A 14,659-nucleotide genomic window follows, 5' to 3' on the forward strand; every position below is an offset into this window, starting at 1 on the left:
GCTTCTCTTACCGAATTAATTCTCGTCTCTGTATCCTGCTAAAAACTCCACATATTTCCCTGTGCCAATGGCAACTGCTGTCATCGGATCTTCGGCCGTCATCGTGTTGATGCCTGTTTTGGCTTCAATCAAATCTTCCAGCCCGCGAAGCAGACTGCCGCCTCCTGTGAGCACGATCCCTCTGTCCGCTATATCTGCCGCCAGTTCCGGCGGTGTTTTCTCCAGTACACTGTGGATCGCCTCAATGATCTGCGATGTCGTCTCCTTCAGCGCCTCCTCCGTCTCCTCGGAGGATACTTTGATCGTCTTCGGAAGTCCGGTCACCAGATTCCGGCCCCTGACGTCCATATAGTCCACTTCCGGCCGCTTGAAAGCAGAGCCGATTTTTATTTTCAAATCTTCCGCTGTCCGTTCGCCGATCAGCAAATTGTGCTTCTTACGCATATATCGTACGATCGCCTCATCAAAATCGTCTCCAGCGACTTTAATGGAAGCGCTCACTACCGTACCGCCAAGTGATATGACAGCAATGTCAGATGTTCCGCCGCCGATGTCCACCAGCATGTTGCCGCACGGTTTGGAAATATCAATACCGGCGCCAAGTGCTGCCGCAATCGGTTCTTCGATGATCGAAACTTCTCTGGCCCCCGCCTGATAAGTGGCATCTTCCACCGCCTTTTTCTCCACTTCCGTGACGCCGCTCGGCACACATACGGCAATGCGGGGCTTGCGAAATGTCTTCTTCCCCAACGCTTTCTGGATGAAATACTTCATCATCTTCTCAGTCACGGTATAATCCGAAATAACACCCTGCCGCAGCGGCCGCACCGCCACAATGTTCCCCGGTGTCCTTCCCAACATCAGCCTGGCATCCTCACCGATCGCTTTGATCCTGTTGGTGTCTCTGTCAAAAGCCACGACTGACGGCTCTTTCAAAACAACGCCTTTGCCTCTTATATAAACAAGAATACTGGCCGTACCCAAGTCAATACCGATATCCGTATACTGCATAAATCTAACCCCTTTCTAATGGTTATCTATCATAATGTTTTCCAAATGTTTGCAATTTAAACATATCAGCCTGCCCACGCTGCATCCTCTCATGCCGGCAGGCATACTATGCGAGACATTACAACATTATAACCTAAAGCCTTGCTTTTTCAAAGGGTTTTCCAAAAATTCACAAAAATTTAAAGAACGCAGTCAAAAAACAGATCCTTCTGTTTATTCACCGCGTCCATGCTTTCTCTGCTCTGTATTTTATATCGTCCGCCGCGCCCAAAACCTTTAGGCCTTCTCCAGCATTTTTTTAACATAAACCCCCGTATACGAACCGGGAATTTCTGCCACTTCCTCGGGCGTACCTTCCGCAACGACAGTGCCGCCCTTATCGCCGCCTTCAGGCCCCATGTCAATAATATGATCGGCTGTTTTAATTACATCAAGATTATGTTCGATCACGACAACCGTGTTACCGCCCTCCGTGAGACGATGCAGAATCTCCACCAATTTATGAACATCAGCAAAATGAAGTCCCGTCGTCGGCTCATCCAGAATATAGATCGTCTTCCCGGTACTGCGCCTGCTCAGCTCCGCTGCCAGCTTGATCCGCTGCGCCTCGCCGCCAGAGAGTGTCGTAGACGGCTGACCCAGCTTGATATACGAAAGACCCACATCATACAGCGTCTGAATTTTGTTCTGAAGGGATGGCACATTTTCAAAAAACTTTACCGCCTCCTCCACCGTCATGTCCAGCACATCGTAAATGCTCTTTCCTTTATATCTCACTTCCAGCGTCTCTCTGTTATAGCGCTTTCCCTCGCATACTTCACAGGGTACATAGACATCGGGCAGGAAGTGCATCTCAATCTTGATAATTCCGTCGCCACTGCAGGCCTCACAGCGGCCGCCTTTTACATTAAAGCTGAATCTTCCTTTTTTATATCCTCTCGCCCGCGCGTCCTGTGTGCCTGCAAACAGATCTCTGATCTGATCAAAGATCCCCGTATATGTGGCGGGATTGGAACGGGGCGTTCTGCCGATCGGTGACTGGTCAATAGCAATCACCTTGTCCAGCAGCTCCATCCCCTCGATCTTTTCATGCTTGCCCGGTATCGTCCGCGCCCGGTTCAGTGTGCGGGCTAATGTCTTATATAAGATCTCGTTCACAAGAGAACTCTTGCCAGAACCTGACACTCCTGTCACACAAGTCATCACGCCGAGTGGAATATTGACACTGACTTTTTTGAGATTATTTTCCGCGGCTTTACTGATTTTCAGAAAACCTGTCGGTTTCCTGCGCGTCTCCGGCACCGGAATCTTTTTCACACCCCGCAGATATTGCCCCGTAACAGACCGGTCTACCTGCATGATCTCTTCCGCATTGCCACAGGCCACCACTTCCCCGCCGTGAGACCCTGCCCCGGGACCGATGTCTACAATGTAATCGGCCTCCCACATTGTATCCTCATCATGTTCCACCACAATCAGCGTATTTCCGAGATCACGAAGATTTTTCAAAGTGCCCAGCAGCTTGTCATTATCCCTCTGATGAAGGCCGATACTTGGCTCATCCAAAATATAGCAGACACCGACCAGACCGGACCCGATCTGAGTTGCCAGACGAATCCTCTGTGCCTCGCCGCCGGAGAGCGTGCCCGTCGCTCTGGACAGTGACAGATAGTCCAGTCCCACATCGACGAGAAAACCCACGCGCGCACGAATCTCCTTCAGAATCTGTCCTCCGATCAGCTTCTGGCTTTCCGTCAGCTTCAGGTCAGACAGAAAATCGTGCAGACTGCTGACTGCCATCGAAGTGATCTCGTAAATATTTTTGTCGCAGACAGTTACCGCCAGGAAATCTTTTTTCAGACGTTGTCCTTTGCATTCTTTGCAGGGGGTGATCCGCATAAAGGTCTCGTATTCCTGCTTTGTCACATCCGAACCGGTCTCCCGGTAACGCCGCTCGACATTTCTCACCAGACCTTCGAAGGCAACCGGGTAGATACCTTCGCCCCTCTGTCCCTTATAATGTACGGATACTTCTTTACCGTCCGTGCCATAGATCAGCACATTCCGCACCTGTTCCGGATACTGCTCAAAAGGAGTATCCAGGCTGAACTGATATTCTTTTGCCAGCGCCTGCAATATTGCGTTTGTAAAGCTGCCTTTTTCGGCACAGGACTGCCAGCCCATGACTGTGATCGCTCCTTCATTGATACTCAGCGATTGATCCGGAATCATCAGTTCCGCGTCAAATTCCATTTTGTAGCCAAGGCCGGAGCAGACCGGGCAGGCGCCAAAAGGATTATTGAAGGAGAAACTTCTCGGCTCGATCTCCTCGATACTGATGCCGCAGTCCGGGCAGGAAAAGCTCTGGCTGAAATTCATCGGCTCCCCGCCAATCACATCCGCCTGCAGCAGACCGTCGGAGACAGAGAGCGCATTTTCCACCGAGTCTGTAAGTCTGCTTTCAATTCCCGGTTTTACGACAAGACGGTCAACAACGATCTCTATCGAGTGTTTGATATTTTTATCGAGTTTAATTTCTTCCGTCAGCTCATACAGGCTGCCGTCGATGCGTACACGGACATAGCCGCTTCTCTTGGCCCGCTCCAGCGCTTTCGCATGTTCCCCTTTTCTTCCCCTGACAACCGGCGCCAGGAGTTGTATTCTGCTGCCCTCCGGCAGCGTCATGATCTGATCGACCATCTGATCGACTGTCTGCTTTTTGATCTCCCGCCCGCAGCGGTAACAATGAGGAACCCCAATCCTCGCATACAGCAATCGAAAATAATCGTAGATTTCCGTTACCGTGCCCACGGTGGAACGCGGATTGCGGTTGGTTGATTTCTGGTCGATGGAAATTGCCGGGGAAAGCCCCTCGATCTTATCCACATCCGGCTTTTCCATCTGGCCCAGAAATTGTCTGGCGTATGAGGAAAGAGATTCCATGTACCGTCTCTGTCCCTCCGCATAGATCGTGTCAAACGCCAGAGAAGACTTGCCGGAACCTGACAGTCCTGTCAGAACGATAAAGGCATTTCTCGGAAGGTCGACATCAATCCCTTTCAGATTATGTTCATTGGCTCCCCGGATCTTAATGTATTCTCTCGGGAGCATCTTCTTGTTCTCACTCATCTTCTTTCTCCAACTCCAGCAAATGTTTTTTCAGCTCGATCAACTGATCACGCAGCTCTGCCGCAGCCTCGAAGTTCAATTCCGCCGCCGCCTTTTTCATCTTCTTCTGCAAATCTGCCGCCAGCTTTTCCAGTTCCTCGCGGTCCATGGACTCCGGGTCTTTCGTGAAAGCCGTTTCTTCCTTCGCCACTTCTCTCGATATACTGATCAGGTCGCGGACTGCTTTTCTGATCGTCTGCGGGGTGATGCCATGCGCATTGTTATAATCCTGCTGGATCTTTCTTCTTCTCTCGGTCTCCTCAATGGCGGCCCGCATGGAGTCTGTGATCGTATCCGCATACATGATAACGTGCCCGTCCGCGTTTCTCGCCGCGCGCCCCACTGTCTGTATGAGCGATGTCTCTGAACGCAGAAATCCCTCCTTGTCCGCATCCAGGATCGCCACCAGCGAAATCTCCGGAATGTCCAGCCCCTCGCGGAGAAGATTGATGCCCACCAATACATCGAACACGTCAAGCCGCATGTCGCGGATAATCTCCGCCCGTTCCAGCGTATCAATATCTGAGTGGAGATACTTGACCCGGATACCGACTTCCCGCATATAGTCTGTCAGGTCTTCCGCCATCCGTTTTGTCAGTGTCGTGATCAGTATCTTGTTTTTTCTGTCCGTCTCTTTTCTGACCTCTGCGATCAGATCATCGATCTGCCCTTCCACCGGTCGGACGACAATCTCCGGGTCCAGAAGACCGGTCGGACGGATAATCTGTTCTGTCCGCAGCAGCTCGTGTTCTTCTTCATATTTCGACGGCGTCGCTGAGACAAACAGCATCTGATCGATATGTTCCTCAAACTCCTGAAAAGCAAGCGGCCGGTTATCCAGCGCGGAGGGCAGACGGAACCCGTAATCTACCAGCGTCATCTTTCTCGAACGGTCGCCCGAATACATGGCGCCGATCTGCGGAATCGTCATATGCGATTCGTCGATGATGATCAGATAATCATCCTTAAAATAATCCATCAGCGTCATTGGCGGCACCCCCGCCGGCAGATCGCTCAAATGTCTCGAATAATTTTCAATGCCGGAGCAAAAACCTGTCTCCCGCAACATTTCTATGTCAAAGTTTGTCCGCTCAGAAATGCGCTGCGCCTCCAGCAGCTTGTCCTCTCCCTTAAAATAGCGGACCCGCTCTTCCAGTTCTTTCTCAATCGTGCCGCACGCCCTGTTGATCTTCTCCTGCGGCACGACATAATGAGACGCCGGAAAGATCGCAATGTGCTCCAGATAGGAATGTACTTTTCCCGACAGAATGTCCACTTCCGCAATCCGGTCGATCTCATCTCCGAAAAACTCAACACGGAGCAGATAGTCGCCGCCCTGCGCCGGGTAGATCTCTACCGTATCACCCCGGACACGGAAATTGCAGCGCCCGATGTCCATGTCATTGCGATTGTATTGAATATTGATCAGCTCATGAATGACAGCATCTCTGTCTTTCACCATACCGGGACGCAGGGATACGATCATCTCCTGATAATCGTCCGGACTGCCGAGGCCATAGATACAGGAAACGCTGGCCACCACGACCACATCTCTGCGCTCCGTCAGGGACGCAGTGGCTGAAAGCCGCAGTTTATCGATCTCATCATTGATGGAGGAATCTTTGGCAATATATGTGTCGGTACTCGGCACATAGGCTTCCGGCTGATAATAATCGTAATAGGAGACAAAATATTCTACCGCATTCTCAGGGAAGAACTCCTTGAACTCGCCGTAAAGCTGTCCCGCCAGTGTCTTGTTGTGGGCAATAACGAGCGTAGGCTTATTGAGCGCCGCAATGATATTTGCCATCGTAAACGTCTTCCCTGACCCGGTAACGCCAAGCAACGTCTGAAACTGATTCCCTTTGCGAAACCCATTGACCAAGGCTTCTATGGCCTGCGGCTGGTCGCCGGTAGGCTGGTATGGGGCATGTAATTTAAAAGCACGCTCGTCTTTTGGGCTGCTTTTACGAGCTAGTAGCTGACCGCTGTCAGCGGATTGCGAATTTCCTCTTTTATCTGGCATATGAAAACCTCCAATTTGTAACCGGACACTCGAAAACAGGGGTTCTCGTTGTCTCGACATTTGTCAAATGCTCCTGCAAGCAGGGCATTTTCCTCATTGTTACCATACAAAAAGTTCGCCTATTCTCCTGAAATTCGTGTAATTCAGTTTTCGCCTCGTGTAAAATGAGCTTACAAAGCTGGCGAATAAGCGTTAAAATAGCAATCACACGAATGCAGATCACATTACGCAGCATCCCTCTCGAAAAATCGTATTTTTAAAACGAAATAACACAGGATAACATCAACCAGTACAGATAGTATTATCCAGTCATTTGTCTTTTCATTATAACACATAAGTCAACTATAAGAGCTTGACGACTTTGTAATCAATATGGGAGCTTTTTCATCAAAATCTTCCTCTTCATCATAATAACCATACCTCTTTAAAGCATGTTTAATATCCCGTAATTCTACTTCTGACTTAGGACCAATCCAAATCTCCTTGACAAAATCACTTTTTACGTTTGCAAAAGATAATTCAACATACGAAATCAGACGTCCTTTGGAAACTCTAAATGTTGGTTCTGTGAAACTCATATCACCAACCTTTATTTCTTTCCACTTAGGATATGAATTCAGTATCAACCGCCACTCTCTTTCTTCTTCAAAACTGGGATTTTTATATATGGCAAATTCATCTTTATGATTCGAATTCAACTCTATCCCCGCGATTCCAATTCCTTTTAACTCCATATTTCTGAAAACTTCTTCAACAACCTTATCTACATATTTTTCTTGCTGATTTTCATTATAAATAACTTTAGAAAAACTCAGATTATGGTGCATTATCTTGGGCATTCTCTCTAACTTCTTTTTACAAAATCCTATGCTAATCCCTTTTCCATCATCTGCATAGCCTCTCCATTGGCTAAGAGAATCCTTTTTTTCAGAAAAACATGCCACATATGTTATCATAGGATCATTTAGTTCCCCATTTATCCTATAGCCTGTTTCCCATGCATGTAAATTTTCCGGAGCGGCTTCTAATTCGCATTTGATCCTGTTTTTGATCTTATTACGAATATAAATGCTTTCTAAGCAATCGTTTGACTTGCTGATATCAGACATCCATAAAGAAGCATTCTGAATAATACTTAGAAATCCTTCAAGAGAACAATAATGATATACAATCTCTTCTTTTTCATTTTCCATTGCTTTCTTCCTCTACTTCCTCTATTTCCAACAACATCCTGTCAAAATCACTCTGATACAGCAGATCCTGACTTATACGATACTTTTCAAACTCGCTCAGCGCGTGCTGTTCTGCTATATTGGCTGAAATAGTTCCCGCATGTGTCAAAATTTCTTTCTTAGATAACCGTAAAATTCCTTCAAACTGTTCTGTCCAATCTTCCATCGTCATTGGAACATGTTCTTCTGCCCGCAATTCCGCCAAATCAAGATAGGCATTAACAATCCTTGCCATTGCAAATAACTCTTCTTCTGTCAGATAATTTTTAGCTACAATTACATAAAATCTCTGAATTTTACCATTTGGTGAATCTTTCCATGTCTGAAGCCCCATATGCTCCTTATTACTGTCTGCCCTATGATAAATTATCTCTGCTGCAGTTTCCCCATGAATCGCCCAGTGAAGTTGATTTTGAACTTTTGCAAAAAAGCGTCTGGTTGTCTGCGCTTTCGGATCATAGTCTATACTTGTAGCATATATATCTGTAACTTTCTGATAAAATCTTCGTTTTGATAACCGGATTTCACGGATTCTTTGTAATTGTTCTTCAAAATAATCCTTTGTTAAAATCGTCCCAAAATTTTTGAGTCGTTCATCATCCATCGTATAGCCTTTAATGGTAAATTCTTCTATAATACGATTTGCCCATTTCCGAAATTGCACTGCCCGTTCTGAATCAACTTTATTTCCTACTGCGATAATCGCTTGCAAATTGTAATGATTTGTATTATAGCTTATACCATCTGATGCAGTTATTCGAAATTTTCGAATAACTGATATCTCGTCCAATTCACCATCTGCAAATATCTTTTTTAAGTGGTAATTAATGGTATGTGTCTCCACATTATATAGTAAACCCATTATTTTCTGGGAAAGCCAGACATTTTCATCAAAATATATTGCATTTACATCACTTTTACCAGTAGCTGTAATAAATGTAAGATATTCTGCTGCCGAGGAACGCAAAATAGATATTTCTCTTTTCTTTTTTATCATTTTATCCTTTCATACTCTCCAGTTGAATTTGAACTTAATCCTATCTAATCTATTACACAAATCCAGGTTACAAACTCTACCTGTCCGCCTGGTGTCATATACAAAAAGTATTCCACGAGAACTTTTTTAGCTTACCACAAAAATGATCTTTTGTATAGACAAAAATCGAACTTTTGTTCTTTATAATATAAAGTGCTATTGTTTTTCAAATGCCAAAACGCCATTAGTAAACCTGGAAACAGGAAAAATCCGGCTGATATTTGTATCATGCCGGATCTTCTTTATCTCCTTGCCATTTCGATCTCTAATACATCAGAACCATCATGCTCTCACAGCCGGCTCTCAAACAATTCATTTCCGTCTGTTCACATCTAATCTTACTTCATCATCCCCTCGACGAACTCTCTCATACTGCGGAAAATCAGATACACCGAAGTCGCGCCCGCGTCCTGATGTCCGATCGCCCGCTCGAGCAGAGATTTCGCCCGTCCGAATTTGGCGACATATTTCTTCGTCTCTTCCATGCCTTGTCTTGCGCCTTCCTCGGCAGCTTTGAGCATCTCCAGCAGGCTCTTCTGGCAGTTTGCCTCCAGCGCTTCCACTGCTGGAATCAGGGCATCCACCATCGTCTTGTCCCCGGCCTGTGCACCGCCTCGTTCCTGGATTGCTGCCAGGCTCTTACGCTCCATTTTCGCCAGGTCTCCGGCTGTGAGCACCGCCGCAGGCTCCATATCTTTCGCGCCGGCCAGATAAAGGCTGCCGAAGATCACACCGGAGGCACCGCCCATTGACATGAGCATCGCCTGCCCGGCTGTCTCAAACAGCTGATACGCATTCGTCTCGCCCTGCATTTTGAGCAGCTTCTTCTTTGCTTTCTGCATACCGCCCGCCATACCGATCCCATGATCGCCGTCTCCGATCGCACTGTCAATCTCAGTCAGATACGGTTTATTGACAATGATCTGATCTGCAATATAGAGGAGCATATTTCTCGTATCTTCCGCATTCAGCTCCGTCAGCTCCCCTTCTCTGCTTCTGGTGATCACAGCCGCCTCAACATCGCTCTCGTCAAACTCCGGTTCTTCCTCCTCTTCCTCATCCGGTAAGGCGGAAGTCATTGCGGTCAGCTCGCCTTTGGCATAATACGGGGAATAGCAGGGTGCATCATAATACGGTTTTAATTCCTCGTCCAGTTTTAGGAAGGTAATCGAAAATCCTCCCATCTCCATACACGTACAGTATGTCTTTACTTCTGCATCGTATACTTTCAGTCCATCTTTGTGCATCCGTTTGTACAGCTCATAGTACACAAGATTCAGCTCCAGAAGAGGCGTGGAGCCAAGCCCGTTCACCAGTACAGCCAGCTCGTCGCCCTCTTTCAATTCCATCTCTGCCTTGATCTCACGGTACATCCGATCCACCATATCACTGCACGGCATCATCTTTGTGCGCTCGATGCCCGGTTCGCCGTGAAGTCCCATACCAAACTCCATTTCGTCGTCCGCGATCTCAAAAGTCGGTTTCTCGTTGCCCGGAAGCGTCCCCGGAGAGATGGCAAGCCCGATCGTGTTCGTATTGTCCCGTGCCTTCTCCGTGATGCGCACGACTTCCTCCAGGCTGAGTCCCGCATCACAGGCTGCGCCGGCGATCTTGATCGTGTAGACATCTCCGGCAATCCCCCGGCGGTCTGTGATCCGCTCTCTCGGCGCAGATGCAAAATCGTCCCACTCACGCACATGGGCGGTCTTCATCCCTGCCGCACGGCACATCTCCTCCGCCATATCAAAGTTCAGATTGTCGCCCGCATAGTTTCCATAGACAAAGAGTACGCCCTTCCCCTGGTCGACAGCCTTCGCCGCCTCCATGATCAGCTCCGGATTCGGAGAGGCGCAGACATTGCCGCACGCCACCGCGTCCGCAAGTCCCGCACCGCAGTATCCGGTAAACAGCGGCTCATGCCCGCTGCCGCCGCCGATCACAAGCGCTACCTTATCCTTACGGCAGCCTTTATAGCGAAACGCATTGTACTCACCAATCTTTTTATAATATTTCCGGTAAGCCAGCAGATAGCCGGCAAGGCTCTCCTCCACAACATTAGATACATCTTTATTTAAAATCTTCTTCGTTCCCACACAAGATTCCCCCTATTCTACATTTCTGTGGCGCTTTGACATCTCTTCAAACGAAAGTCCCGGTGTCTCGTCGACAATCGTCATAATAATAATGTCGAACAGGATCAGCAGACATTGCTCAAACAGATTTCCCATCGGCTGAAAAGAAGGGACGACCTCGTCCGTCCCCCGATAGACCGCCGCCGGCACGAAAAATACGTTATCCGCCAGATTTTTCGCCGTATCCCCGCTCGGCGAGCCTGTGACGACATAAAGCGTTGCGCCCGCCGCCTTCGCACGCTCACAGATATAATTGATATGTCCGATCCGTCCGTCGCCGAGCGTGGCGATGAGCAAGTCACCTTTGCCGATCGAAGGCGTCGTATCGTCCCAGATCCAGTGGATCTCCTTGCCCATGTGCATCAGCCGCATCGCAAATGCTCTCGTCGCCATTCCCTCGCGCCCCACACCGATCAGAAAGATCCGCTCATGCGCTTTCACCGTATCGATAAACTCCCGCATCCCTTTCTCGTCAACCCGTTCAAATACCTGCCGGTATTCTTCCAATATTTTTTCACAGGTAATTCGATAATCCATTCCGCACGCCTCCTTATTTGTCCAGCTCTTTATGAAGGTAATCCATCGTACGTTTCATCCCTTCATACACATGATCATCATCATCCTCAAAGATCGTCACCACTTCCAGATACTGCATAATATCTTCCAGTCCGGCGTCTTTCGTCGCCCGCCGGATCAGCTCCGGTGTGATCATACCTTCCCTAGTAAAATCCCAGTGGCGGTCCCAGAGGCCGTCCGTCTGCTGCAGATGTATCGAGCCGATATAAGGCGCACACTTCTTAAACCAAAGATCAATATCCGCCTCCTCCTTCAGAAGCGGCCGGTACAGAGCGTGCCCCCAGTCGACCAGGAGTCTGACCGGGATCGCCGTCCCCTCCAGATCCTTCATCATCTGCACCGACAACTCCGGACTGTGCGGGAATTCAGTAATCAGCGGCGTCGCCTCAATATGGATTTCCTGAAGCCCCTTTGTCTTCGCATAAGCGGCAAGCTCCCGCAGCGCTTCCAGCATGTCCTGATAGCGTTCCGTTCTCTTCACAGGATTACGTGCCTCATCATAAGTCATCCCGCCTACAGGCGTCCCCATCACAGCGGCGCCCATATCTGCCGTGAGATCAGCCGCCCGTTTGAAAAAGATCAGCGCCGCCTCTCTCTGCGCCCTGGCCGGAGCCAGAAGATGCGCATAGGAATAAGAAGCAAGCCCGCCAAATGTGGCGTCGATCGCAACTCCCGCATTCGCAAATGCCTCCCGGTACTGTTTTGCCATAACATCTCTCTGCTCCTGCGGCCACCACGGATCGATCAGATCCCAGGTGAACTGCACATGATCGATACCGAAATCATGTTTTATCATATCCGCCAACTGAACCGGGTTCAGCCAGCGCTTCACTGCAAATGAAAGATTTAATCCCCACTTCATACCGTTCTCCTCCTATCTTTCGTTTCCTGCAAAAATGTATGAATTGTGTGCGAAATTTCAAGTAATCAGTCGTCTCGCATTGATCTGTTAATTCAATTTAATTCTCTTCTGCCGATTCTCACGCACGATGTTAGAGATCGAGCTGAAGGAGATCGCCAATACTACCACAATACCGCTGACCGCCGACTGCCAGTATGAGTTCACACCAAACAGGACGATGATATTCTGTATGATCGTAATGACCGCTGCGCCGATCAGTGCACCTGCCGGATTGCCCACGCCGCCGGTCAGTGACACACCGCCGATAACGGAGGCAGCGATCGAATTCATCGGCCAGTCCTCGCCAATCGCCGTCTGCGCCGAACCGAGACGGCACACATACAAAAGTCCGGCCAATGCGGAGATCAGTCCGACGATCGAATAGATCATCACCCGGATGCGGTCTACTTTGATGCCGAGTATCTTTGCCGCCTCCTTGCTGTTGCCGATCGCATAGATGTAACGGCCTGTCTTTGTCATCCTCACCATAAAGAGGATCAACAGCAGCACGATCACGCAGATTACAAAGGGAATCGGGATCGGTCCCAGAGACTGTTTGCCGAGAAACTGTGGTCCCGCCGGAATGCCTGTGACAGCCTTCCCCTTTGTGATCACGAGGTTCACACCGCCGTATACTCCCTGCATACCGATCGTGGCAACCATGGAATTCAGACGGAGCCTTGTAATGATCAGTCCGTTGATCAGACCGAACAGAAAACCCAGCCCCAGACCGATCACCAGAGACAGCCATGGATTCAGCCCTGCGTTCACCATCAGCATACCGGAAAGAATTCCGGAGAGGCAGGCGATCTTGCCGACTGACAGATCAAGTTCACCGACAAGAAGCAGCAATGACTGCGCGATACCGATCATACCGACAAACGCGAGGTCTCTCAGTACTGACTGCAGATTATAGACATTCAGGAAATAGGGAGATACCACACTGGCAACGATGATCATTATCACCAATACGGCTGCCATCGCAGTCATGTTGCTTTTCTTTAATGCGCTGATCAGTGCATTTCCTGATTTTTGTTTTGCGTTTTCTTTACTCATGATTTACTCCTCTATGTATTAAGAATTCACACCGATGATCGCTCCGAGAATCTCCTGCTGGCTCGTTTCTTTTTTATTTTCGAACTCCCCTGCCAGTCTGCCTTCGTACATCGCGATGATCCTGTTGGAACACTTCCTGATCTCCTCCATCTCGGAAGAGATCATAATGATCCCGATCCCCTCTTCCTCCGCGAGCTTTTTCATCAACCGATAGATCTCCGTCTTCGTCCCCACATCGATGCCCTTGGTCGGTTCGTCAAACACAAGTATCTTCGGTTTGCACGCCATTGCACGTCCGATGATTACCTTCTGCTGATTGCCGCCGGACAGAAACTGGATTTCCTTATCCGAGCCGGGCGTCTTGACCTCATAAGTTTCTATCACATCCTGTGCCAGCTGCTCTTCCTTTTTCCGGGAAATATTCAGACCATTCGTGAGTTCATCCAGTACGGAAATCGAGATATTTTCCCGGATCGAAAGCACCGGAAGAATCCCCTGCTTTTTGCGTTCCTCGGGAAGATAAATAAAATTATGCTTTACCGAATAGTTGGTATCCCCCAGTTTCCATTCCTTTCCGTCTATTTTCACAGATCCCTTATAGACTGGCAGATAACCGAAAATTGCCTGCATCAGCTCACTGCGGCCTGCACCAACCAGACCGGAAAACCCAAGGATCTCGCCTTTTCTCAGTTGAAAGCTGACGTCCTCAAACCGCTCTCCCGTCAAATGTTCCACCTCAAGCAGCACTTCGTCCGAAGGATGTTCCGAATAAAATCTCTCGTCCTGATCCAGTTCGCGTCCGGTCATCTGCTTGATGACCCACGCCGTATCCACATCTTTGATCTGTGAAAAAGCAACCTTTTTTCCGTTCCGAAATACGGTAATCACATCAGAGAGCAGAAAGATTTCTTCCAGCTTATGAGAAATAAAAATAACCGCCTTGTTCTCTTCTCTGATTTTCTTCACAATCTCGAACAGGATCTCCGTATCCCGGCTCGTCAGACTTGTCGTCGGTTCGTCCAGCATCAGCACGTCATAGTCTTCATGCACTGTCGCGCGGGCGATCTGCAGGAGCTGCTGCGAAGATACCGAAATGTCCTTCACCATATCGTCCGGTCTGATCGGAATCGAAAATTTCTCCAGAATCGGAACTGCCTTTTCTTCCAGTTCTCTCTGGTTGACCAGACCTTTTACACCGGATTTTTCATATGGCATAAACAGGTTTTCCGCGACAGACATATAGCTGAACAGGTCGATCTCCTGGGGCACATATGCAATCTTATTAAAAAGGCTTTTATTTCTGATCGCATTCTCTCCGCCGATCAGTACCTCCCCCTCCTCCGGTTCATAGACACCGGTCAGGCACTTGATCAATGTACTTTTCCCTGCACCGTTTTCTCCGATGATCGCATGAATCTCTCCCGGCTCGAAAGCAATATCCACCGAATCCAGCGCAACGACGCCCGGAAACATTTTTGTGATATTTTTTGCCTCTAATATTTTCATCTACTGATTCCTCAT

Annotated in this window: 10 protein-coding genes; all 10 read right to left on the reverse strand. The window is 48.5% G+C overall.

Annotated elements, in window-relative coordinates:
• Positions 1–15 precede the first annotated feature (15 nt).
• The 10 genes from V1224_13800 to V1224_13845 all read right to left on the reverse strand — a co-directional run bounded on the left by V1224_13800 (position 16) and on the right by V1224_13845 (position 14,644).
• Entirely contained in the window at positions 16–1,011 is a 996-nt protein-coding gene (locus tag V1224_13800; GenBank protein ID WWR15532.1) for a rod shape-determining protein, read from the reverse strand.
• Positions 1,012–1,287: 276 nt separating this feature from the next.
• Entirely contained in the window at positions 1,288–4,140 is a 2,853-nt protein-coding gene (gene uvrA / locus V1224_13805; protein ID WWR15533.1) for an excinuclease ABC subunit UvrA, read from the reverse strand.
• Positions 4,133–6,205, reverse strand: a complete 2,073-nt coding sequence (gene uvrB / locus V1224_13810) for an excinuclease ABC subunit UvrB (GenBank protein WWR15534.1) — start codon at positions 6,203–6,205, stop codon at positions 4,133–4,135. Before uvrB ends, uvrA begins: the two co-directional genes overlap by 8 nt.
• A gap of 338 nt (positions 6,206–6,543) precedes the next feature.
• On the reverse strand, positions 6,544–7,398 hold the full coding sequence (locus tag V1224_13815; protein WWR15535.1) for a DUF2971 domain-containing protein: 855 nt from the start codon (positions 7,396–7,398) through the stop codon (positions 6,544–6,546).
• Positions 7,388–8,434: a virulence RhuM family protein gene (locus V1224_13820; protein ID WWR15536.1), complete on the reverse strand. Its 1,047-nt coding sequence runs from the start codon at positions 8,432–8,434 to the stop codon at positions 7,388–7,390. Before V1224_13820 ends, V1224_13815 begins: the two co-directional genes overlap by 11 nt.
• Before the next feature lie 377 nt (positions 8,435–8,811).
• Complete coding sequence (gene dhaL, locus V1224_13825; protein WWR15537.1) at positions 8,812–10,566, reverse strand: dihydroxyacetone kinase subunit DhaL; 1,755 nt, start codon at positions 10,564–10,566, stop codon at positions 8,812–8,814.
• Positions 10,567–10,578: 12 nt separating this feature from the next.
• On the reverse strand, positions 10,579–11,142 hold the full coding sequence (locus V1224_13830) for an SIS domain-containing protein (GenBank protein WWR15538.1): 564 nt from the start codon (positions 11,140–11,142) through the stop codon (positions 10,579–10,581).
• 13 nt (positions 11,143–11,155) lie between these two features.
• On the reverse strand, positions 11,156–12,043 hold the full coding sequence (locus V1224_13835; GenBank protein ID WWR15539.1) for a TIM barrel protein: 888 nt from the start codon (positions 12,041–12,043) through the stop codon (positions 11,156–11,158).
• Positions 12,044–12,130: 87 nt separating this feature from the next.
• Entirely contained in the window at positions 12,131–13,138 is a 1,008-nt protein-coding gene (locus V1224_13840; GenBank protein WWR15540.1) for an ABC transporter permease, read from the reverse strand.
• Between the two features lie 18 nt (positions 13,139–13,156).
• A complete protein-coding gene (locus V1224_13845; GenBank protein WWR15541.1) occupies positions 13,157–14,644 on the reverse strand; it encodes a sugar ABC transporter ATP-binding protein in 1,488 nt (495 codons plus the stop codon).
• Between the last annotated feature and the right edge of the window lie 15 nt (positions 14,645–14,659).

This window comes from Lachnospiraceae bacterium JLR.KK008 (assembly GCA_037015955.1).
Classification (GTDB): Bacteria; Bacillota; Clostridia; order Lachnospirales; family Lachnospiraceae; genus VSOB01.

Bases quoted from the DNA above. Each gene is read 5' to 3' on its own strand.
- V1224_13800 (WWR15532.1), bottom strand. From the start codon at position 1,011: ATGCAGTATACGGATATCGGTATTGACTTGGGTACGGCCAGTATTCTT.
- uvrA (WWR15533.1), bottom strand. From the start codon at position 4,140: ATGAGTGAGAACAAGAAGATGCTCCCGAGAGAATACATTAAGATCCGG.
- uvrB (WWR15534.1), bottom strand. From the start codon at position 6,205: ATGCCAGATAAAAGAGGAAATTCGCAATCCGCTGACAGCGGTCAGCTA.
- V1224_13815 (WWR15535.1), bottom strand. From the start codon at position 7,398: ATGGAAAATGAAAAAGAAGAGATTGTATATCATTATTGTTCTCTTGAA.
- V1224_13820 (WWR15536.1), bottom strand. From the start codon at position 8,434: ATGATAAAAAAGAAAAGAGAAATATCTATTTTGCGTTCCTCGGCAGCA.
- V1224_13830 (WWR15538.1), bottom strand. From the start codon at position 11,142: ATGGATTATCGAATTACCTGTGAAAAAATATTGGAAGAATACCGGCAG.
- V1224_13835 (WWR15539.1), bottom strand. From the start codon at position 12,043: ATGAAGTGGGGATTAAATCTTTCATTTGCAGTGAAGCGCTGGCTGAAC.
- V1224_13840 (WWR15540.1), bottom strand. From the start codon at position 13,138: ATGAGTAAAGAAAACGCAAAACAAAAATCAGGAAATGCACTGATCAGC.
- V1224_13845 (WWR15541.1), bottom strand. From the start codon at position 14,644: ATGAAAATATTAGAGGCAAAAAATATCACAAAAATGTTTCCGGGCGTC.